This window comes from Kitasatospora sp. SUK 42, from assembly GCF_015776785.2.
Taxonomy (GTDB): Bacteria; Actinomycetota; Actinomycetes; order Streptomycetales; family Streptomycetaceae; genus Kitasatospora.
The window spans coordinates 515,799-537,924 of sequence record NZ_LFMD02000003.1; the positions used below are offsets into that span (position 1 = coordinate 515,799).

Annotated in this window: 17 protein-coding genes; 1 reads left to right on the plus strand and 16 read right to left on the minus strand. The window is 71.9% G+C overall.

From position 1 onward, the window contains the following. The first annotated feature begins 173 nt into the window (after window positions 1-173). Window positions 174-3,305: an isoleucine--tRNA ligase gene (gene ileS / locus RZ50_RS12015; RefSeq protein WP_196950559.1), complete on the plus strand. Its 3,132-nt coding sequence runs from the start codon at window positions 174-176 to the stop codon at window positions 3,303-3,305. Window positions 3,306-3,470: 165 nt separating this feature from the next. Here the strand turns inward: ileS and RZ50_RS12020 are convergent, their stop codons facing one another. From RZ50_RS12020 to rsmH, 16 genes are all read right to left on the minus strand, one after another. Continuing rightward, a complete protein-coding gene (locus RZ50_RS12020) occupies window positions 3,471-4,832 on the minus strand; it encodes a DivIVA domain-containing protein (protein ID WP_196950560.1) in 1,362 nt (453 codons plus the stop codon). A 59-nt stretch (window positions 4,833-4,891) separates the two neighbouring features. Next, window positions 4,892-5,173 (minus strand): YggT family protein, encoded by a 282-nt coding sequence (locus RZ50_RS12025; protein ID WP_030282903.1) that lies wholly within the window; start codon window positions 5,171-5,173, stop codon window positions 4,892-4,894. A gap of 102 nt (window positions 5,174-5,275) precedes the next feature. Next, window positions 5,276-5,890 carry a cell division protein SepF gene (locus RZ50_RS12030; RefSeq protein WP_196950561.1) on the minus strand — a complete coding sequence of 205 codons (615 nt, stop codon included), beginning with the start codon at window positions 5,888-5,890 and terminating at the stop codon, window positions 5,276-5,278. A 301-nt stretch (window positions 5,891-6,191) separates the two neighbouring features. After that, window positions 6,192-6,998 carry a YggS family pyridoxal phosphate-dependent enzyme gene (locus tag RZ50_RS12035; protein WP_196950562.1) on the minus strand — a complete coding sequence of 269 codons (807 nt, stop codon included), beginning with the start codon at window positions 6,996-6,998 and terminating at the stop codon, window positions 6,192-6,194. Further along, entirely contained in the window at window positions 6,998-7,729 is a 732-nt protein-coding gene (pgeF, locus tag RZ50_RS12040) for a peptidoglycan editing factor PgeF (protein ID WP_196950563.1), read from the minus strand. The genes RZ50_RS12035 and pgeF overlap by 1 nt, the downstream gene beginning before the upstream one ends. Then, entirely contained in the window at window positions 7,726-8,958 is a 1,233-nt protein-coding gene (gene ftsZ, locus RZ50_RS12045) for a cell division protein FtsZ (RefSeq protein WP_217680511.1), read from the minus strand. Before ftsZ ends, pgeF begins: the two co-directional genes overlap by 4 nt. Window positions 8,959-9,322: 364 nt before the next feature. Further along, entirely contained in the window at window positions 9,323-10,099 is a 777-nt protein-coding gene (locus RZ50_RS12050; RefSeq protein WP_196950564.1) for an FtsQ-type POTRA domain-containing protein, read from the minus strand. Continuing rightward, window positions 10,092-11,198 (minus strand): undecaprenyldiphospho-muramoylpentapeptide beta-N-acetylglucosaminyltransferase, encoded by a 1,107-nt coding sequence (gene murG / locus RZ50_RS12055; RefSeq protein WP_196950565.1) that lies wholly within the window; start codon window positions 11,196-11,198, stop codon window positions 10,092-10,094. The genes RZ50_RS12050 and murG overlap by 8 nt, the downstream gene beginning before the upstream one ends. 6 nt (window positions 11,199-11,204) lie before the next feature. Then, window positions 11,205-12,512, minus strand: coding sequence for a putative lipid II flippase FtsW (ftsW, locus tag RZ50_RS12060; RefSeq protein WP_374199913.1), 1,308 nt, complete (start codon window positions 12,510-12,512; stop codon window positions 11,205-11,207). Between the two features lie 108 nt (window positions 12,513-12,620). Continuing rightward, entirely contained in the window at window positions 12,621-14,054 is a 1,434-nt protein-coding gene (gene murD / locus RZ50_RS12065) for a UDP-N-acetylmuramoyl-L-alanine--D-glutamate ligase (protein ID WP_196950567.1), read from the minus strand. Continuing rightward, window positions 14,051-15,112 (minus strand): phospho-N-acetylmuramoyl-pentapeptide-transferase, encoded by a 1,062-nt coding sequence (gene mraY / locus RZ50_RS12070; RefSeq protein WP_196950578.1) that lies wholly within the window; start codon window positions 15,110-15,112, stop codon window positions 14,051-14,053. The genes murD and mraY overlap by 4 nt, the downstream gene beginning before the upstream one ends. Further along, window positions 15,112-16,515 (minus strand): UDP-N-acetylmuramoyl-tripeptide--D-alanyl-D-alanine ligase, encoded by a 1,404-nt coding sequence (murF, locus tag RZ50_RS12075; protein ID WP_196950568.1) that lies wholly within the window; start codon window positions 16,513-16,515, stop codon window positions 15,112-15,114. Before murF ends, mraY begins: the two co-directional genes overlap by 1 nt. Continuing rightward, complete coding sequence (locus tag RZ50_RS12080; protein WP_196950569.1) at window positions 16,512-18,164, minus strand: UDP-N-acetylmuramoyl-L-alanyl-D-glutamate--2,6-diaminopimelate ligase; 1,653 nt, start codon at window positions 18,162-18,164, stop codon at window positions 16,512-16,514. Before RZ50_RS12080 ends, murF begins: the two co-directional genes overlap by 4 nt. 6 nt (window positions 18,165-18,170) lie before the next feature. Beyond that, entirely contained in the window at window positions 18,171-20,366 is a 2,196-nt protein-coding gene (locus RZ50_RS12085) for a penicillin-binding protein 2 (protein ID WP_217680512.1), read from the minus strand. Next, window positions 20,363-20,890 carry a hypothetical protein gene (locus RZ50_RS12090; protein ID WP_196947941.1) on the minus strand — a complete coding sequence of 176 codons (528 nt, stop codon included), beginning with the start codon at window positions 20,888-20,890 and terminating at the stop codon, window positions 20,363-20,365. The genes RZ50_RS12085 and RZ50_RS12090 overlap by 4 nt, the downstream gene beginning before the upstream one ends. Before the next feature lie 147 nt (window positions 20,891-21,037). Beyond that, entirely contained in the window at window positions 21,038-22,012 is a 975-nt protein-coding gene (rsmH, locus tag RZ50_RS12095) for a 16S rRNA (cytosine(1402)-N(4))-methyltransferase RsmH (protein ID WP_196947942.1), read from the minus strand. Window positions 22,013-22,126: the final 114 nt, after the last annotated feature.

Below are 22,126 nucleotides of genomic sequence, written 5' to 3' on the forward strand. Positions count from 1 at the left end.
GGAAGAACGGCCACCGCGCAGCCCGCGGCGGCCCACTAGAACCGGCAGCAAGCCCAAACAAGAGGGCCGCAACGCAGCACCGCGGCCAAGGAGGGTGGTACCGCGGGGCGGCCAGGCCGTCTCGTCCCTCCGGAGGATCCAGTCCCAGCATCCGCCGGAGGTCGACGCCCGCGATGAGCAGCTCCTACAACCCCGTCCCGGCGCAGGTGGACCTGCCTGCCCTGGAGCACCAGATCCTGTCGTTCTGGCAGGACAACAAGATCTTCCAGCGCAGCCTGGAGCAGTCCGAGGGCCGCCCCGAGTGGGTGTTCTACGAGGGCCCGCCGACCGCCAACGGCATGCCCGGCGCCCACCACATCGAGGCCCGCGTCTTCAAGGACGTCTTCCCGCGCTACCGGACGATGAAGGGCTACCACGTCGCCCGCAAGGCCGGCTGGGACTGCCACGGCCTCCCGGTCGAGCTGGCCGTCGAGAAGGAGCTGGGCTTCTCCGGCAAGCAGGACATCGAGGCGTACGGCATCGCCGAGTTCAACGCCAAGTGCCGCGAGTCGGTGACCCGCCACACCGACGCCTTCGCCGAGCTGACCACCCGCATGGGGTACTGGGTCGACCTCGACGAGGCCTACCGGACGATGGACCCGTCGTACGTCCAGTCCGTCTGGTGGTCGCTCAAGCAGATCTTCGACAAGGGCCTGCTGGTCCAGGACCACCGCGTCGCCCCCTGGTGCCCGCGCTGCGGCACCGGCCTGTCCGACCACGAGCTGGCCCAGGGCTACGAGACCGTGGTCGACCCCTCGGTCTACGTCCGCTTCCCGCTCACCGGCGGCCCGCTGGCCAGCCAGGCGTCCCTGCTCGCCTGGACCACCACCCCGTGGACCCTGGTCTCCAACACCGCCCTCGCGGTCAACCCGGCGGTCACCTACGTGGTGGCCACCGACGGCAACGAGAAGCTGGTCGTCGCCGAGCCGCTGCTCGCCAAGGCCCTCGGCGAGGGCTGGGAGACCACCGGCGAGTCCTTCACCGGCGCCGAGATGGAGCACTGGAACTACCAGCGCCCCTTCGAGCTGGTCGAGATCGAGAACGCGCACTTCGTCCTCAACGCCGACTACGTCACCACCGAGGACGGCACCGGCATCGTCCACCAGTCCCCGGCCTTCGGCGCGGACGACCTCGCGGTCTGCCGCCGCTACGGCCTGCCGGTGGTCAACCCGGTGCTCGCCGACGGAACCTTCGCCCCCGAGGTCCCGCTGGTCGGCGGCCAGTTCTTCAAGAAGGCCGACGAGGCCCTGGTCGCGGACCTCCAGGAGCGCGGCCTGCTCTTCCGCCACGTCCCGTACGAGCACAGCTACCCGCACTGCTGGCGCTGCCACACCGCGCTGCTCTACTACGCGCAGCCGTCCTGGTACATCCGGACCACCGCCGTCAAGGACGCGCTGATCCGCGAGAACGAGGCCACCAACTGGTTCCCGGAGACGGTCAAGCACGGCCGCTTCGGCGACTGGCTGAACAACAACATCGACTGGGCGCTCAGCCGCAACCGCTACTGGGGCACCCCGCTGCCGATCTGGCGCTGCGAGGAGGGCCACCTGACCTGCGTCGGCTCGCTGGCCGAGCTGACCGCGCTGACCGGCACCGACCAGAGCGACCTCGACCCGCACCGCCCGTTCATCGACGAGGTGACCTTCGCCTGCCGCGACTGCGGCGGCACCGCCACCCGCGTGCCCGAGGTCATCGACGCCTGGTACGACTCGGGCTCGATGCCCTTCGCCCAGTACGGCTACCCGTACCAGAACAAGGAGCTGTTCGAGAAGCGCTACCCGGCGCAGTTCATCTCCGAGGCGATCGACCAGACCCGCGGCTGGTTCTACACGCTGATGGCCGTCGGCACCCTGGTGTTCGACAGGAACAGCTACGAGAACGTCGTCTGCCTGGGCCACATCCTGGCCGAGGACGGCCGCAAGATGTCCAAGCACCTGGGCAACATCCTGCAGCCGATCCCGCTGATGGACCAGCACGGCGCCGACGCCGTCCGCTGGTTCATGGCGGCCGGCGGCTCGCCCTGGTCGGCCCGCCGGGTCGGCCACGGCACCATCCAGGAGGTGGTCCGCAAGACCCTCCTCACCTACTGGAACACCGTCGCCTTCCAGGCCCTGTACGCCCGCACCTCGAACTGGGCCCCCTCCGCGAGCGACCCGGCCCCGGCCGACCGCCCGCAGCTCGACCGCTGGGTGCTCTCCGAGCTGAACACCCTGGTCCGCGAGGTCGACGCGGCCTTCGAGGCGTACGACACCCAGCGCGCCGGCAAGCTGCTCTCCGGCTTCGTCGACGACCTGTCCAACTGGTACGTCCGCCGCGGCCGCCGCCGCTTCTGGCAGGGCGACGCCGCCGCGCTCGCCACCCTGCACGAGGCGCTGGAGACGGTCACCCGTCTGATGGCCCCGCTCACCCCGTTCATCACCGAGCGGGTCTGGCAGGACCTGGTCGTCCCGGTCGCCCCGGACGCCCCGGCCTCGGTGCACCTGGCGAGCTGGCCGCAGGCCGACGAGTCGCTGATCGACACCGAGCTCTCCCGGAACATGGCGCTGGTCCGCCGCCTGGTCGAGCTGGGCCGGGCCACCCGCGCCGAGTCCGGCGTGAAGACCCGTCAGCCGCTCTCCCGCGCGCTGGTCGCCGCCCAGGGCTGGGAGGAGCTGCCCGCCGACCTGCGCGCGCAGATCGCCGAGGAGCTCAACGTCTCCACCCTGGAGTCGCTCGCGGAGGTCGGCGGTTCGCTGGTCGACACCAGCGCCAAGGCCAACTTCCGTGCGCTGGGCAAGCGTTTCGGCAAGGGCGTGCAGGACGTCGCCAAGGCGGTCGCCGCCACCGACGCCGCCCGCCTGGCCGCCGAGCTGCGGGCGAACGGCGAGACCGACGTCGAGCTCAACGGCGAGACGATCACCCTCTCCCCCGACGAGGTGATCATCACCGAGACCCCGCGCGAGGGCTGGGCCGTCGCCAACGAGTCCGGCGCCACCGTCGCCCTCGACCTGGCCATCACCCCGGAGCTCAAGCGGCTCGGCATCGCCCGCGACGCCATCCGCCAGATCCAGGAGGCCCGCAAGAACTCCGGCCTCGACGTCGCCGACCGCATCGTCCTCCGCTGGCGCGCCACCTCGGAGGAGACCGCCGAGGCCATCGCCGAGCACGGCCCCCTCGTCGCCGAGGAGGTCCTCGCCACGGACTTCGCCGCCGGCGCGGCCGACTGGAACTCCGAGACCTTCGCCGACGAGTCCCTCGGCCTCGCCTTCCAGCTCCGCAAGGCCTGACCCACCCCGGCGAAGCCGCCGTCGCCCCGAAGGGCGACGGCGGCTTCGCCGTACCCCCACGCCCCCACCCCTCTCCCCGCGCTCCCCCGACACGAAAAAGGGCGTCCCCCTCCCCGACCCGGAGGTCGGAAAGGGGGACGCCCCTCAAAAGGCCCTGCTACAACCTCAGTTGTCGCCGTCCTCGTCGATCAGGAAGCCCCGCATCGGCGCCGGAGCCTGCTGCATCGGCTGCGGCGGCTGCGGCCGGACGGCCGCCATCGGCTGGGTCATCCCGGCCGGCTGCATCTGCGGAGCCCCGCTGTTGCCACCGTTCGACTGCCCGCCGAAGCTCGGCGCACCCGAGTTCCCGCCGAAGGAGCTCTGCCCGCCGAAGGACGGCGAGTTCCCACCGAACGACGGCTGGCTGCCACCGAACGACGACCCACCGGAGGTCATCGCGCTCGCGCCGGTCGGCGCCATCGACGAGGCCGCCGGCGGCAGCGACGCGGTGGCGGGGATCCGCGGCGGGGCGAGCGAGTCGTCGGCCTGCGACTCCAGCTGACGGAGCTGGGTCTCCAGGTACGACTTCAGGCGCGTACGGTACTCACGCTCGAACGCCCGCAGGTCCTCGACCTTGCGCTCCAGCGTGGCGCGAGCGGACTCCAGCGAGCCCATCGCGACGCGGTGCTTCTCCTGCGCGTCCCGCTCCAGGGCGTCGGCCTTGGCCCGGGCGTCGCGCTCAAGACCCTCGGCACGGCTGCGCGCCTCGCCGACGATCTTGTTGGCCTCGGAACGGGCCTCGGAGATCGCCTGGTCGGCGGTCTGCTGAGCGAGCGCCAGCACACGGGCGGCGCTGTCGCCACCGGGGCCCTGCTGCTGCATCGGGCCGCCCATGGGGCCGCCCATCTGCTGCTGCGGACCACCCATCTGCTGCGGGCCGCCCATGGGGCCGCCCATCTGCTGCATCTGCTGCTGGCCCATGCCCTGGCCCATCGGGTTGCCCATCTGCTGCGGGCCACCGGGACCGCCCATGGGCTGGAGCATCTGACCGCCCATCGGCTGGACCAGCTGCTGCTGGCCGCCCATGGTCTGGTTCATCTGCTGCGGACCGCCGGGGCCCATCGGACCGCCCTGGCCGGCCGGGAGCTGCGGCGCGCCGGAGGGCAGGCCGAGCGGCTGGTTGCCCATCTGCTGCTGGGGTCCACCCGGGCCCATCTGCTGCTGCTGCGGACCACCGGGGCCCATCTGCTGCGGGCCGCCCGGGCCCTGCTGGCCGGGGACCGGCGGACCGGATATGGCGGCCGGAACGGGAGCGGCCGGTCGGGCCGCCTCCTGCGGCGGCTCCTTCCGCATGTTGGCCTGGTTCTGCGCGGCGGCGCGGGTCGCGGCGGCCAGCTTGGCGCGCAGGTCCTCGTTCTCCCGGAGGAGGCGGGTCAGCTCCGCCTCGACCTCGTCGAGGAAGGCATCGACCTCGTCCTCGTCATAGCCTTCACGCAGGCGGACGGTCGTGAACTGCTTGTTCCGAACGTCCTCGGGGGTCAATGGCATCTCTTCACCTCAACGTGATCGTCGGCACACCGGCATCCTGTCGCATCGCTCACCTACGACTAGGGGTGCACAAGCGAGATCAGGACATACACAATGATCATCAGTACGAAGAAGGACAGGTCGAGCGCCACGCCCCCGAAACGCAACGGCGGAATGAACCGCCGAAGAAGCTTGAGCGGCGGATCCGTGACAGTGTACGTGGCCTCCAGGACCAGGACCATGGCCTTGCCGGGCCGCCACGAACGCGCGAACTGGAAGACCCAGTCCATGACCAGCCGCACCAGCAGGAACACCAGGAAGACGGTCAGGGCGTAGTAGAGCACCGCCCACACGATGTCCATCGCGTTTCCCTCTCCCCGGTCCCGGGCCCTAGGGCCTGCCGCTCGTCACCTGTCGTCAACCACTGACTGTTGATCAGATCCACACGTAAAGTCGTGGCCGGGTCAGCTCTGGTTGAAGAACCCACCCTCGGCGATCCGAGCCTTGTCCTCCGCCGTGACATCGACGTTAGCAGGCGACAGCAGGAACACCTTCTGTGTCACGCGCTCGATACTGCCGTGCAGACCGAAGACGAGTCCAGCGGCGAAGTCTACGAGGCGCTTCGCGTCGGTGTCGTCCATCTCGGTCAGATTCATGATCACGGGGGTCCCACCACGGAACTGTTCCCCGATGGTACGGGCCTCGTTGTAGGTCCGGGGGTGCAACGTGGTGATGCGGTAGGGCTCTCGTTCGTTCACTACCTTGGGCATGATCACCGGGGAGCTCTTCTCCAGGTTGTGGCGACGTTCGGGTGTGATGGACGACACGGGGGCCATCCTCGGAGTCTCCTGTCGGATCGGCACCGCCGCCGGGACCGGCTGCGGGGTGATCGAGGAGACCGGGGCGGGTGCGGCGGCGGCAGCGGCGGCCGGCCGGGGGATGTCCTCGGTCCGCTGCCCCGTGCGAATCGGCTCGGGGTCCGCGTCGTAGTCGTCGTCGGGGTCGTACCCCTGGCCGTCGTACGTCTCGTCCTCCACGAGGCCGAGGTAGACCGCCATCTTGCGCATTGCGCCGGCCATGCTCCTGTCTCCTCCGCTCATGGCCACCTCGCTGACGCTCGGTGACTGATTCGCGGAACGCGCACCTTCCGATGGTCGCTCGCTCCGCTCGCTCCGTGCGGACCAGCTCCGTCCCGGCGGCCGGGCCACGGCCCTGCCTGCGGATTCCGCGGTCCCTCCACGACGGCGCGTCAGGACGACGACCTGTCAGAGTTGTGGAGTGGGGGCCGCGGAGCTGCGATCCACGGTTCGCTAGCGCTCCGGAGAGCTGCTAGATTCTGTCCTATTTTGTCCTGCAGTCTGATCTACTTACCCGGTGACGTTACCTGAGGGGTGACCTCACTCCGAGTACCGCCGTTCCGACGCGCACATGTGTCGCCCCGGCGGCAATCGCCTGCTCAAGGTCGCCGCTCATCCCTGCGGAGACCATGGTGGCAGCAGGATGGGCCGTCCGTACGGCGGTTGCGATTTCCGCCAACCGGCCGAACGCCCCCGCCGGGTCTCCGGCCAATGGGCCGACCAGCGGAGCGACGGTCATCACACCGTCCAGTCGCAGCCCGGGCGTGTCGGCGATGGCGTCGGCCAGACGGGCGACGTCCGCCGGAGCGACTCCGGCGCGGTGCTCGCCCTCGCCGTGCTCCTTGTCCAGCGCCACCTGCACCAGGCAACCCAGCTCCGGGCGCCCGGACTTGAGCACCGCCGCCGAGAGCGACTCGACCAGCCGCAGCCGGTCCACCGAGTGCACGTGGTTCGCGTACCGGACGACCGAGCGGACCTTGTTGGTCTGCAACTGTCCGACGAAGTGCCAGTCGAGAGGAAGGTTTCTGCACTGCTCCGCCTTGGGCGCGGCGTCCTGGTCGCGGTTCTCCGCGACGTCCGTCACACCCAGGCCGGCCAGCAGTGCGGTGTCCTCGGCCGGGTAGGTCTTGGTGACGACGATCAGGGTGACCTCGTCGCGCGGGCGTCCGGCGGCCGCACAGGCGTCCGAGATCCGGCGCTCGACCACTTCGAGGTTGGTCCCGAGCTCCTCGTACCGGGCCCGCTGGCCCTCGGTCAGGGCTTCGAGCCAGTTCTTGTCGGGAAAGCCGGCCGAACCGCCCGGGAACGGTCCGTAGATGTCGTTCGTCATCAGTTTTCAGAGCCCAACCAGACGTAGCTCGCGAGCCGGCCCGTGCGCTGCTCGCGGCGGTAGGAGTAGTGATCGGCGGATTCGAGGGTGCAGACCGGTGAGCGCACCAGCCCGGTGACCCCCGCCGCGGCCAGCTGGGCCGCGACCCCCTCCGGCACGTCCAGCGCCGGAGTCCCCCAGGACGTCTCGGCGAAGGCCGTCGGCACCACGGCGGCGACCTCGGCGCGCAGTTCGGCCGGTACCTCGTAGCAGCGGCCGCAGACCGCGGGGCCGGTGGCGGCGGTGATCCGCGCCGGCTCGGCCCCCAGCCCGACCATCGCCCGGACGACCGCGGGCACCACCCCGGCCGCCAGCCCGGGCCGGCCCGCGTGGGCCGCGCCCACCACGCCCGCCACCGGGTCGGCCAGCAGCACCGGGGTGCAGTCGGCGGTCAGCACGGCCAGCGCGAGCGGCCGGTCGGTGACCACCGCGTCCACCGTCGGGGCCTCCCCGTGCGGCTGGCGCTGCGTCACCACGGCGACCTCGGCGCCGTGCACCTGGTTCATCCAGACCACGTCGGCCGGGTTCAGCCCCAGTTCGCGGGCGGCGATCGCCCGGTTCTCCCGGACGGCCTCCGGGTCGTCCCCCACCGCGCCGCCGAGGTTGAGCTCCCCGTACGGCGAAGTGCTCACCCCGCCCCACCGGTCGGTGAAGGCGAAGTGAGCACCCGCGTGTACCGCGCGATCGATCACTTAAGGAAATCCGGGACGTCGAGCTCCTCGGCCGGGCTCTCCACGAACGGCTGCCGGGCCGGCTGCACCTGCGGCGGCACCGGGGCGGCGGCGGTCGTGGTGGCCTGGGTCTCGGTCGAACGGGCCGGGGCGGACTGGGCCTCCCCCTCCGAACGCGACGTCACCGAGCCGATGCTCCCGTACGACGGGCGGCCGGCCGGGCGCTCCGGGGCGGCCGGCGGGGTGGCCGGGCGCTCCGGGGCGGTGGACTTCACCACCGGGTCGCGGACGATCGCCGGCGGCTGGCCGCCGTCGAAGCCGGCCGCGATGACGGTGACCCGCACCTCGTCGCCGAGCGCGTCGTCGATGACCGCACCGAAGATGATGTTGGCCTCGGGGTGGGCGGCCTCGCTGACCAGCTGGGCCGACTCGTTGATCTCGAACAGACCGAGGTCGGAGCCGCCCGAGATGGACAGCAGCACGCCGCGGGCGCCGTCGATCGAGGCCTCCAGCAGCGGCGAGGAGATCGCCATCACGGCGGCCGCCTTCGCGCGGTCCTCGCCGCGGGCCGAGCCGATGCCCATGAGCGCCGAACCGGCCTCCGACATGACGGACTTGACGTCGGCGAAGTCGAGGTTGATCAGACCCGGGGTGGTGATCAGGTCCGTGATGCCCTGGACACCGGAGAGCAGGACCTGGTCGGCCGAGCGGAAGGCGTCGAGAACGCTGACCTGACGGTCCGAGATGGACAGCAGTCGGTCGTTGGGGATCACGATGAGGGTGTCGACCTCTTCGCGCAGGGCGGCGATGCCGTCCTCGGCCTGGTTGGCCCGGCGGCGGCCCTCGAAGGTGAAGGGGCGGGTGACCACGCCGATGGTCAGGGCGCCCAGCGAGCGGGCGATGTTGGCGACGACGGGCGCGCCGCCCGTGCCCGTGCCACCGCCCTCACCGGCGGTCACGAAGACCATGTCGGCCCCCTTGAGGACCTCCTCGATCTCCTCGCGGTGGTCCTCGGCGGCCTTGCGGCCGACCTCGGGGTTGGCGCCGGCGCCGAGGCCCCGGGTGAGTTCACGGCCCACATCGAGCTTGACGTCGGCGTCGCTCATGAGGAGGGCCTGCGCATCGGTGTTGATCGCGATGAACTCGACGCCCTTGAGACCGACCTCGATCATCCGGTTGATGGCGTTGACACCACCGCCGCCGATTCCGACGACCTTGATGACTGCGAGGTAGTTCTGCGGTGCTGCCACGTCGAAGGCCTCTCGCCTCGAATTTCCGGGTCGGACAGGCCCGGTGAGGGGCCGTTCCGACGGATGTCGATGGGGAGGGAGCCTGGTTTCTGACTGAATGTCCGAAATGCCGACCGCCGACCCCAACCCTAAACTTGACCTTTAGGGTTAGTCCTGTGTCTCCGTCACATCGCCAAAGGACACAGTCCGGTGACACAGGACACTAGGTGGCTCCGGGCACGTGTTTCAACGAACACGCCGAGCTTCCCCTTTTCTTTTGAGCCTATGTGATCATCGGCCGGCATACGAAACCGGGGGTGACCACCAAGGGTCGGGCCGACACTCCCAGGCGTCAACCCCTCCCTCGGGCACAGAATCTAGCGGATCACCCCGACACCGCCGGCGCCTCCGGCGCGGTCACGTCGAAGTTGGTGCCCTTCTGCTTCATCAGCGCCACGAGCACCAGGGCCTTGCGGTCGTTCTGCTCGGGGCTCCCCCAGCGCACCGTCGCACCCCCGCTGAGCTGCAGCTCGATGTCGTCGTACGAGTGCACCAGCACCGATCCGGCCCGCTTGGAGATCTCCTGCGGCAGCCCGGCGGCCACCGACACGGCGCCCTGCACCAGCTGGGCGCGGGAGATCACTCCGTCCACGTCCTTCGCCTGCTGACTGAGCCGCAGTTCCACCACCGGCACGCCCTCGGGCGGGGCCGCCTCGGTGGCGAAGCTCACTCCGGAGGCATCCACCTGGGTGAACTGACCGTCATCCCCCTTGACGGCGGCCACCGCGGTGCGCTGCACGACCTTGACCTGTAGCGTGTGCGGCCAGCCGCGCCACACCTCGGCCTTCGCCACCCGGGGGATCGACTCCACCCGGTGTTTGACCCCGTCCAGGTCCACCCTGGCCAGTGGGCCGCCGGCCAGCCCGCCGATCGCCTCGCGGACCTGGTCCGAGGTCAGCTTCCCGTCCGGCGTGCCCTGGACGGCGACGTCGCGCACGTTCAGCACCGAGGAGAAGAAGACCAGCCAGGCCAGCACGCCGAGCACCGCGGCGCCGAGCACGCTCAGCACCGCGATGCCCCGCCTGGAGAGCCGGAGGCGAGGAGCGGACTCCTCGTCCTCCAGTTGCTCCTCCAGGGGGTCGGCGGGCCGACCGTCAGCCACGACGGCGACCGCCCCGGTGGGCCTGGATCGCCTCGTACACCATGCCGACCAGCAGGTCGTCCGCGTCCCGGCGGCCGAACTCGGCGGCGGCCCGGCTCATGTCCCAGAGCCGCTGCGGGTCGGTGAGCACCGGCAGCACGTTCTGCAGCACCCAGTCCGAGGTCAGCTCGGCGTCGTCCACCAGCAGGCCGCCGCCGGCCTTGACCATCGGCTGGGCGTTCAGCCGCTGCTCGCCGTTGCCGATCGGCAGCGGCACGAAGGCGGCGGGCAGGCCCACGGCCGCCAGCTCGGCCACCGTCATGGCGCCGGCCCGGCAGAGCATCAGGTCGGCGGCCGCGTAGGCGAGGTCCATCCGGTCGATGTACGGCACCGGGCGGTACGGCGGCATCCCGGGGACGTCCGCGACCTGCGGCAGCTCGTTCTTCGGGCCGACCGCGTGCAGGATCTGCACGCCGTACTGCTGCAGCCGCGGGGCGATCGAGGTGATCGTCTCGTTGAGCCGGCGGGCGCCCTGGGAGCCGCCGGAGACCAGCAGGGTGGGCAGCCTCTGGTCGAGGCCGAAGTAGTGGCGGGCCTCCGGACGGGCGGCCGCGCGGTCCAGGGTGGCGATGGTCCGGCGCAGCGGGATGCCGATGTACCGGGAGTCGCGCAGCTTGCTGTCCGGGGTGGAGACCGCCACGAAGTCGGTGTAGCGGGCGCCGATCTTGTTGGCCAGGCCCGGCCGGGCGTTGGCCTCGTGCACCACGATCGGCACACCGGCCCGCTTGGCGGCCAGGTAGGCGGGCATCGCGACGTACCCGCCGAAGCCGACCACGGCGTCGGCGTTGACCCGCTCGATGATCTCCTGGGCGGCCCGGACGGTGCCGCGCAGCCGGCCGGGGACGGTGATCAGCTCGGGGGTGGGCTTGCGGGGCAGCGGGACGGCCGGGATCAGCTCCAGCTGGTAGCCGCGCTCGGGCACCAGTCGGGTCTCCAGACCGCGCTCGGTACCCAGGGCGGTGATCCCGATGGACGGGTCGTGCCTGCGGAGGGCGTCCGCGAGGGCCAGCGCCGGCTCGATGTGACCGGCGGTCCCCCCGCCGGCGAGTACGACATGCACCGAAATTCACCGCTCCCTGCGTGCCGGCCCGGGGGCCGGGCGCGCTGTGGTTCGTCGTCGTGGCAGCACCCGGGCCAGTCGCTTCCTGATCCGGGAGTTCTTGCTCCGGGCGGCCAGGGCCGCCTTCGCGCCCGAGGTGCTGCGTGCCAGGCACAGCAGCACTCCGATCGCGGACATGGCCGACAGCATGGCGGAACCGCCGTAGGAGAACAGCGGGAGCGGGACGCCCGCGATGGGCAGCAGTCCCAGCGCCGACCCCAGGTTGATCACGGCCTGCGCCATGATCCAGGTGGTGGCGGCTCCCGCGGCGTACCTGACGAAGGGATCCTTCGTACCGATGGCCACACGGATACCCGCGTAGCCTAGTGCCGCGAAGAGACCGATCACCGACAGCGTCCCCACCAGACCCAGTTCCTCGCCGGTCGCGGCGAAGATGAAGTCGGTGTGCGCCTCGGGTAGCTGGCCCCACTTCTCCACGCCGGCGCCCAAGCCGGTACCGAAGCCTCCGCCGAGCGCGAACGAGTAGACGCCGTGCAGGGCCTGGAAGCAGGCGCCCTCCGGGTCGAGCTTGGTGATGCCTATGCAGCCCAGGCGCTCGGCGCGGTGCGGGACGGTGACCACCAGGGCGGTGCAGACCACGACCGCCACTCCGAGGGTGGCCACGAACAGCCGCAGCGGGGCGCCGACCATCCACAGCAGCGCGAACAGCATGGCCACCAGGATCATCGAGGTGCCCATGTCGCCGCCGATCATGATCAGCGCGAGCAGCAGCAGGGCCCCTGGCACCAGCGGCACCAGCAGGTGCTTCCAGGAGTTGAGGGTGCCGGCCTTCTGCTTGCGGGCCAGCAGGTCGGCGCCCCAGAGCACCAGCGCGAGCTTGGCGAACTCGGAGGGCTGGAACTGGAAGAACCCGAAGTTCAGCCAGTTCTGGTTGCCGTTGATCCGCACCCCGATGCCGGGCACGGCGACCAGCGCGAGCGCGCCGATCACGCCGAACATCACCGGGTAGACGATCACCCGCAGCACCGCCAGCGGGACGGAGGCGAAGCCGATCAGCAGGACCAGGCCGAGGATGGCCGAGATCAACTGCTTGAGGAAGTAGTACTGCGCGGTGTGGTGCTGGTTCAGGGCCAGGATCTGCGAGGCCGAGAAGACCATCATCAGACCGAGCACCACCAGCAGCAGCGTGGTGCCGACGATCAGCAGGTACGGCGTGAGCGGCCGGTCCAGCCAGTACCGGACGCGGGCCCGGAGGGCCTGCACCCGTCCCAGAGGACCGGCCGACTTGTACTTGGTCGTGGTGGCGGAGATCACTCGCCACGGCTCGGCGGCGTCCCGCTTGCCAACGCCGGAATCCGCCCTGCCCTGCCCCGCCACCGCTCCCCGCTCACTCTCTCCGTACGACGCCTGGGCGTCGGCCAGCTACTCGTTCCCCAGCTCCCGGACGGCCGCCGCGAACAGGTCGCCGCGCTCGCCGTAGTTGGTGAACATGTCCATCGAGGCGCAGGCCGGGGCCAGCAGCACCGTGTCACCCGATTGGGCGAGCGACGCGGCCGTGCGAACCACCTCGGTCATCGCCACCGCGCCAGTCTGGCCCCCGGCCGCCTCGATCACCGGCACATCCGGAGCGTGTCGCTCCAGCGCCTCGCGGATCAGCGCCCGGTCCTGCCCGATCAGCACGACCGCGCGCAGCCGCTCGGCCGCGCCCTGGGCCAGGTCGTCGAAGGTCGCGCCCTTGGCCAGGCCGCCGGCGATCCAGACGATCGGCCGGTAGGCGGCCAGCGAGGCGGCCGCGGCGTGGGTGTTGGTGGCCTTGGAGTCGTCGATGTACGTGACCTCGCGGACCACGCCCACCTCGGCGATCCGGTGGGCGTCCGGGCGGAAGGCCCGCAGGCCCTCCCGGACGGCCTTCGGCTCGACCCCGTACGCCCGCGCCAGCGCCGCCGCGGCGAGCGCGTTGGCGATGTTGTGCGGGGCGGGTGGGTTGACGTCCTCGACGGCGCCCAGCTCGGCCGCGTTCTTGGCCCGGTCCTCGACGAAGGCGCGGTCCACCAGCAGGCCGTCCACCACGCCGAAGTTCGACGGGCTCGGCGCGCCGAGGCCGAAGCCGATCGCCCGGCAGCCCTCCTCGACGTCGGCCTCGCGGACCAGCGCCTCGGTGGCCGGGTCGGCCAGGTTGTACACGCAGGCGACGGTGTTGCCCTGGTAGATCCGGCCCTTGTCGGCGGCGTACGCCTCCATCGAGCCGTGCCAGTCGAGGTGGTCGGGGGCCAGGTTGAGCACGGCCGCCGAGTGCGGGCGCAGCGAGGGCGCCCAGTGCAGCTGGTAGCTGGAGAGCTCGACGGCGAGCACGTCGTACGGCTCCTCGGCGAGCACCGCGTCCAGCACCGAGACCCCGACGTTGCCGACGGCGGCGGTGCGCTTGCCGGCCGCGGTGAGGATCGAGGCGAGCATCTGGACGGTGGTGGTCTTGCCGTTGGTGCCGGTGACGGCCAGCCAGGGGGCGGGCTCGCCGGTGCCCGGCAGCGGCCTGCGCAGCCGCCAGGCGAGCTCGACGTCGCCCCAGACCGGGACGCCGGCCGCCTCGGCGGCGGCGAACAGCGGGCTGTCGGGGGCCCAGCCGGGCGAGGTGACGATCAGCCCGGTGCCCTCGGGCAGGCTCGCGCCGTCGCCCAGGCGCACCGCGACGCCCAGGGCCTCCAGCTCGGCGGCGCGGGCCCTGAGGCCCTCGCCGCTGCCGCCGTCGACCACGGTGACGTGGGCGCCGAGGCCGTGCAGGACGCGCGCGGCGCTGATGCCGGAGACGCCGAGGCCGGCGACGACGACCGGCAGGTTCCTGAAGTCGAAGTCCGTCATCCCGCCCGGTATCCCGCGTAGAAGAGGCCGAGGCCGATGGCCACGCACAGGCCCTGGATGATCCAGAAGCGGACCACGACCAGGACTTCGCTCCAGCCCTTGAGTTCGAAGTGGTGTTGCAGTGGTGCCATCTTGAAGACGCGCTTGCCGGTCATCCGGAAGGAGCCGACCTGGATGATCACCGACAGGGTGATGATCATGAAGAGGCCGCCGAGCAGGATGAGCAGCAGCTCGGTGCGCGAGCAGATCGCGAGGCCGGCCAGGGCGCCGCCGAGGGCCAGCGAGCCGGTGTCGCCCATGAAGATCTTGGCGGGCGAGGTGTTCCACCACAGGAAGCCGAAGCAGGAGCCCATCAGGGCGGCGGCGACCACCGCGAGGTCCAGCGGGTCCCGGACGTCGTAGCAGGCGTTGGTGGCGGAGATGAAGTAGGCGCAGCTCTGCGAGTACTCCCAGACGCCGATGAAGGTGTAGGCGCCGAAGGCCATCACCGAGGCGCCGGTGGCGAGGCCGTCCAGACCGTCCGTCAGGTTCACGCCGTTGGAGGTCGCGGCGATCATGAAGTAGGCGAAGATGACGAACAGCACGGGGCCGATCGACCACGTGAAGTCGCGCACGAAGGACAGCGACTGGGAGGCCGGGCTGAGCCCGCGGTCGTCGTGGAACTGGAGCGCCAGGACGGCGAACACCAGGCCGACGATGGACTGGCCGGCCAGCTTCGCCTTGGCCCGCAGACCGAGCGAGCGGCGCTTGACCACCTTGATGTAGTCGTCCAGGAAGCCGACCAGGCCCAGGCCCGTGGTCAGGAAGAGCACCAGCAGCCCGGAGGCGGTCGGGCTGTCGCCCGTTATCGCCTTCGTGGCGAAGTACGCGATCAGGGTCGCCAGGATGAAGGCGATGCCGCCCATCGTGGGCGTGCCCTTCTTGCTGTGGTGCGCCTTGGGGCCGTCGTCACGGATGTACTGTCCGTAGCCCTGCCGGGCGAGCAGCTTGATCAGGGCGGGCGTGCCGACCAGCGACAGGACCAGGCCGATCAGCCCGGAGAAGAGGATCTGCTTCATCATCGGGCAGCACCGTCCGCCAGGAGGGCCTCGGCCACCTTCTCCAGCCCCACCGAACGGGACGCCTTCACCAGGACCACATCCCCCGGCCGCAGCTGACTGCGCAGCAGCTCGACCGCCGCGTCCGCGTCGGACACCAGCACCGACTCCTCACCCCACGAACCTTCGTTCCTCGCGCCGAGTTCCATGCAGGCCGCCTCGCGTCCGCCGACCGCCACCAGCTTGGTGACGTCCAGCCGGACGGCGAGCCGCCCGATGGCGTCGTGCTCGGCCAGGCTCTCCTCGCCGAGCTCCCGCATCTCGCCGAGCACCGCCCAGGTGCGTCGGCGCTCCGGGCCGCGGCCGCCCATCGAGACCAGCGCCCGCAGCGCGGCCCGCATCGAGTCGGGGTTCGCGTTGTAGGCGTCGTTGACGACGGTGACACCATCGGCCCGGTCGACGACCTCCATGCGCCAGCGGGACAGCGCACCCGCCTCGCCCAGGGCGGCGGCGGTGTCGTCGACGGACATCCCGAGCTCCGTCGCCACCGCGGCGGCGGCGAGGGCGTTCGAGACGTGGTGCTCACCGTACAGGCGCAGCTGCACGGGCGCGGAACCGGCCGGGGTGGTGAGCGTGAAGGATGGCCGTCCGGTGGCGTCCAGACGAACGTCCGTGGCCCGGACGTGGGCGTCCTGGGATTCCCCGAACAGGACCACCTTCGCCCTGGTACGGGAGGCCATCGCGCGCACCAGCCGGTCGTCGGCGTTGAGGATCGCGGCGCCGTCGGCGGGCAGCGCCTCGACCAGCTCGCCCTTGGCCTCGGCGATCGCCTCCTGGGAGCCGAACTCGCCGACGTGGGCGGTGCCGACGTTGAGCACCAGGCCGATCCGGGGCGGGGTGATCGAGGTGAGGTACTCGATGTCGCCCTTGTGCCGGGCGCCCATCTCCATGACCAGGTGCCGGGTGCCGGCCTCGACCCGCAGCGCGGTCATCGGGTGGCCGATCTCGTTGTTGAGCGAGCCGGGCGGGAAGACGGTCTCGCCGTGGCGCTGGAGCAGCTGGGCGATCAGGTCCTTGGTGCTGGTCTTGCCGGCCGAGCCGGTCAGCGCGACCACGGCGGTGCCCTCGGCGCGGGCGACCACGGCGCGGGCCAGTCTGCCCAGCGCCTCCACCACACTGTCGACCAGGACGGCGGGCACGCCGACCGGGCGGGAGGCCAGCACCGCGACGGCGCCGGCCCCGACCGCCGTGACGGCGTAGTCGTGGCCGTCCACGTGCTCGCCGACGAAGGCCGCGAACAGGCCGCCGGGGCTCACCTTCCGCGAGTCGACCTCGACCGGGCCGGTGACCAGGGCGTCCGGGTCCGCGCCGTCCAGGGTGCCTCCGACGGCGGCGGCCACCTCGGCGAGGGTCAGTGCGATCACTGCTGCTCTACTCCTCGGTCGCCCCGCGCGGCCGCGGTCCGCGCGATGGATTCGCGCAGCACCTCCCGGTCGTCGAAGGGGCGGATCTCGTCTCGTACGTACTGGCCGAGCTCGTGGCCCTTGCCGGCCACCAGCACGGTGTCCCCCGCCTGGGCGCGGGCGACCGCGAGCCGGATCGCCTCGGCCCGGTCGGGGACGACCAGGACGGCTCCGCGCTCGGCCTCGGGCACCGCGGCGGCGCCGGTCAGCATGCTGGCGAGGATCGCCAGCGGGTCCTCGCTGCGCGGGTTGTCGCTGGTCAGCAGGGCGGTGTCGGCGAGGCGGGCGGCGATCGCGCCCATCGGGCCGCGCTTGTGCGGGTCGCGGTCGCCGCCGCAGCCGATGACGACGTGCAGGCGGCCCACGGTGACCTCGCGCAGCGAGGCGAGGACGGCCTGCAGGGCGTCCGGCTTGTGCGCGTAGTCCACGACGGCGACGAACGGCTGTCCGGCGTCCACCCGCTCCAGCCGGCCCGGCACCCCGGGGACGGCGGCGACCCCGGCCACCGCCCGCTCCAGCGGCAGCCCGGCGACGACCAGCGCGGTGATCGCGGCCAGCGCGTTGGAGACGTTGAACGGGCCGGGCAGCGGGACGGCCGCGTCGGCCTGGGCGCCGTCCGGGCCGAGCACCCGGAAGGTGGAGCCGGTCGGGCCGAGCTTGACGTCCACGGCCCGCCAGTCGGCCTCGGCGGCGCCGGTGGCGGAGAAGGTGCTCACCGGGATCTTGGCCTCGGCGGCGAGCCGGCGGCCGTACTCGTCGTCCAGGTTGACCACGCCCCGGCGGGACTTGCCGGGCTGGAACAGCCGGGCCTTCGCCTGGAAGTAGTCCTCCATGTCCGGGTGGAAGTCGAGGTGCTCGGGGGTGAGGTTGTTGAACAGCGCGACGTCGTACGCCACCCCGTCGGTGCGGCCGAAGACCAGGGCGTGGCTGGAGACCTCCATGGTCACCGCGTCGGCGCCGCTCTCGGCCATCACGCCGAGGATCGCGTGCAGGTCGGTGGCCTCGGGGGTGGTGCGCTCGCTCTTGATCCGCTCCTCGCCGACCCGCATCTCGACGGTGCCGATGACGCCGGGGTTGCGCCCGGCGCCGCGCAGGCCGCCCTCGACCAGGTACGAGGTGGTGGTCTTGCCGTTGGTGCCGGTCAGCCCGATCATCAGCAGCCGCTCGGACGGTCGGCCGTAGACGATCGCGGCCAGCTCGCCCATCAGGGCCCGGGGCCGGTCCACGACCAGCAGCGGCAGGCCGGTGGGGGCCGCCAGCTCGGCGCCGGCCGGGTCGGTGAGCACGGCCACCGCGCCGGCGTCCGCGGCCTTGGCCGCGAAGGCCGCGCCGTGGTGGTTGGCGCCCGGGAAGGCCACGTAGACATCGCCCGGGCGCACCGCGCGGGAGTCGTGGGTGACGCCGGTGACGGCGCCGCCCTCGACGGTCGGCAGGCCCAGTCGGGCGGCCAGCTCGGCGAGCGGCAGGGCGGGGGTCCCGGTCGGGCGGGGCGGACTCACGGTGATTTGATCGGGTTTCGGCACGGCGGGAAGGCTATCCGCCGAAGGGTGCCCAGGGCCAAACCGGGCCTTCGCCGCGTCGCCGTCCAGACCGGCCCGCTGGTTGCTCATGTTCGCTCACGGCTTCCACTCGACGGGCAGGTTGGGCGCCTGGCTGCCGCTCGGCGGGACCTGCATGGTCTTCAGGGTGAACTCCATCACCTGCTTGAACACCGGGCCGCACAGCTGGCCGCCGAAGTGGCCGTTGACCGGGCCCTGGAGGGTGCAGGAGACGGTGTACCGGGGGTTGTCGGCGGGGGCGAACCCGATGAAGGAGGCGGTGTAGCCGTCGTAGCCCTTGCCGTCGGCGGCCCCCCGGTTGGCGGTACCGGTCTTGCCGGCGACCCGGTAGCCGGGGATGGCGGCCTTGCCGCCGGTGCCCTGCTCGTCGTCGACGACCGACTCCAGCATCGAGGTGAGGGTCTTGGCGGTCTGCTCGCTGACCACCCGGGTCTGCTCCCCCGCCGGGGTCGGGACGTACTTGCCGTCGGGCCCGGTGGTGCCCTGGACGATGCTGGGCGCGACCCGCACCCCGCCGTTGGCGATGGTGGAGTAGACCGAGGTGGCCTGCAGCGCGTTCATCTGGAGCGGGCCCTGGCCGAAGGAGATGTTGTACTTCTCCGAGGCGACCAGGTCCTCCGGCTTCTTGAGCATCCCGGGGGTCTCCCCGGGGAAGTTCAGGCCGGTCGGCTGGGCGACGCCGAACTTGCGCATGTAGCCGTCCAGCACCTGGTTGGCCTTCAGCTGGTCGCCGCCGCCGAGGGTCTCCACGGCCTCGATGGTGCCGATGTTCGAGGACTTGGCCAGCACCCCGGCCAGGGTCAGGTACCAGTCGCCGTGCTCGACGTCGTCCTTGAACTGCTGGCCGGCCCGGACCAGCCGGTTCGGCACGGTGACCTTGGTGTCCCAGTTGGCCGTGCCGGAGTCCAGGACGGCGGCCAGGCTCATCAGCTTGGCGGTGCTGCCCGGCTCGTACGCGTCGACCAGGGCGGGGTTGCCCATCTGGGACTGCTTGGCGGTGGACAGGTCGCCCGGGTTGAAGCCGGGCGCGGTGGCCATCGCGATGACCTGGCCGGTCTTCACGTCCTGGACCACCACGTAGCCCTTCTCCGCGCCGGAGTTGGCCACCTGGTCGGTGATCGCCTTCTGGGCGGCCCACTGGATGTCCCGGTTGATGGTCAGCTTGATGTCGCTGCCCGGCACGGCCGGGTCCATCGAGCCCCCGGCGGTGGGCACCAGCCGGCCGCCCGCCTGGGCGTAGCTGCTGTGGCCGTCCTTGCCGGCCAGCTGCTTCTGGTACTGGAGCTCCAGCCCGCCGGCGCCCTCGCCCTCGCCGTTGACGAAACCGACGAGGTTGGAGGCCAGTCCGTCGGCGGGGTAGATCCGCTTCTGGGTCTCCTGGTTGAACACCCCGGCCAGCGGGTTGGCGCACTCGTTGTCCACCCGGGTGCGCCCGCCCTGGTCGGCGGGCTTGCCGAGCAGCTTCTTCTGCACCTGGCAGGCCCGCGAACCGGCCTGCTTCTCCAGGGTCGACTTGAGGTCGCTGATCTGGTTCTTGGCGGCCGGGGTCTGCTTGGCGGCGAGCCGCTTGTAGCGGGTCTTGGGGGTGTGCAGGTCGGCGGCGATCTTGTCCTTGGACACACCGATGATCGGCGACAGCAGGGCCGCCGCCTGTTCCGGCGCGTCCGGGATGCCGGTCGCCTCGGGGGTGAACATCGCCGGGTCGGCGGTGATGTCGTACGCGTCGACGGTGGCCGCCAGCGCGACGCCGTCGGAGGACGTTATCGAGCCGCGTTCGGCGGTGATCGGGATGCTCAGGTAGCGGTTGGTGTTGGCGTCGGCGGCCAGCGCGTCGGCGTCCACCAGCTGGAGCTGCACCAGACGCCCCGCGAAGACGGAGAACACCAGCGACAGCACCACGGTGATCACCCGCAGCCGGCGCTTCGGCTCGGCGAGCTTGAGCGCCCTGGGACGCTGCGGCCCACGGGGCTTCGGGCGCGGCCGCACCGCCGCCTGGCTGCGGGCCGGCGGACGGCCCTCGGGGCGGCGCTGCTGCGGGGTGCGCGGGGTACGGCCGGCGGCCCCCTTGGCGGGCTGCGCCTTGGCGGGCTGGGCCTTGGCCGACTGGCTGCGCGCGGGCTGGCCCTTGCCGGACTGGCCGCGGGCCGGCTGGCCCTTCGCGGGCTGGGCCCGGCCCGCGGACGGACGGGGCGCGCCACCGCGCGGGGACTGGCCGCGGCTCGAACCGGAGCCGGGCTGACGAGGCGTGGTCATCGACCCGCACCTCCGCTCGCGTGGGGCTGCCCGGGCGCGGGCGAGACCGGGTTGAGCTGGATCACCGAGTCACCGGCCGAGGCCGCCGGGGTCGGCTGCGGGGCGGGCGCCTGTGTGGCCGGCGGCGCGCTCGGCTGGGCCGGCGGCGGCGGGGCGGGCTGGGGGCTGACCTGGGCGGAGGACTGCGCGGCCGGGGAGGACTTCATCGGCCACGGCTCCACCGTCGACCGCTTCACCGGCGGGCTGTCCTGCGCCGGTCCGGGCGTGCCGATCACCTTGCCGCCGTTCGGGACGTCCAGGAAGGCCATCCCGCCGGCCGGGACCATGCCCAGCTCGGCGGCCCGCTTGGCCAGCGCGTCCGGGGCCGAGTTCTGGTCGATCTCGTGCTGGAGGCTCTGCTGCTCGTCGGTCGCCGTGGTGGTCTGCCGCTGCAGCCGGGAGAGCTCGAAGGAGCCCTCGTTGAGCGCCGTGTTCAGGGCGAGCAGCCCCAACAGCCCGGCCGCCAGCAGCACCACCACGAGCACCGCGAAGGGTGTGCGCCCCCGGACCGGGCGCTTGCCCGGCCGAACCGTGATGCGCGCCCTGCCCTGCGGGATTCCTCCCCGCCCCGCCCGGACCTCACCGGCCACCGGCCCCACTGCTTTCCTCCGCCCTTCGGACCCCGCCGGGACTCAGCCCCGCCTGCTTCGGTCCCTGATCCTCTCCGCCACCCGCAGCCGTACGGGCGCGGCGCGCCGGTTCTCCTCGATCTCCTCCTCCGTGGCCAGTTCGGCACCGCGAGTGATCAGTTTGAGCCAGGGCTGGTGCTCCTCCGGGATGAACGGCAGTCCCGGCGGAGCGGTGCTGGTCGCCCCGGCGGCGAGGTACTGCTTCACCAGCCGGTCCTCCAGCGATTGGTACGACATCACGACGATCCGGCCGCCGATCGCGAGGACGTCCAGCGCCCCCGGGATCGCCCGGTCCAGGACCTCCAGCTCGCCGTTGACCTCGATCCGCAGCGCCTGGAACGTCCGCTTGGCCGGGTTCCCGCCGGTGCGGCGGGTCGCCGCCGGGATGGCGCTCCGCACCAACTCGACGAGACGCGCGCTGGTGGAGAACGGTTCCTTCTCCCGCTCCCGCACGATCACCGAGGCGATCTTCCCGGCGAACCGCTCCTCGCCGTACACCTTGAGGATCCGGGCCAGGTCCCCGTGACTGTAGGTGTTCAGCACCTCCGCCGCGCTGATCCCCCGGGTCTGGTCCATCCGCATGTCCAGCGGCGCGTCCTGCGCGTAGGCGAAGCCGCGGTCGGCCTCGTCCAGCTGCATCGAGGAGACGCCGAGGTCGAACAGGATGCCGTCCACCCGGTCGATGCCCAGGCGCTCCAGCACCTCGGGGATCTCGTCGTACACCGCGTGCACCAGGGTGGCCCGGTCGCCGAACGGGGCCAGCCGCTCGCCGGACAGCTTGAGCGCCTGCGGGTCGCGGTCCACCGCGACCAGCCGGACCTCCGGGAACTGGGTGAGCAGCGCCTCGCTGTGCCCGCCGAGGCCGAGGGTGGCGTCCACCACCACGGCGCCGGGGCGCGAGATCGCCGGGGCCAGGGCATCCATGCACCGCTGCAGCATCACCGGAACGTGCTTGGGACCCGGTTCGTTGGTGGTCATGCGCGGTGGCGCCCTTCCTCGGTGCGGAGCAGCCCGACGTCCGGGAGCTCCCACCATTCTCGCCCACCGCCCCCCGGCACGACGACGCGGCCCGTGGTCCCCGCCCGCTCCAGG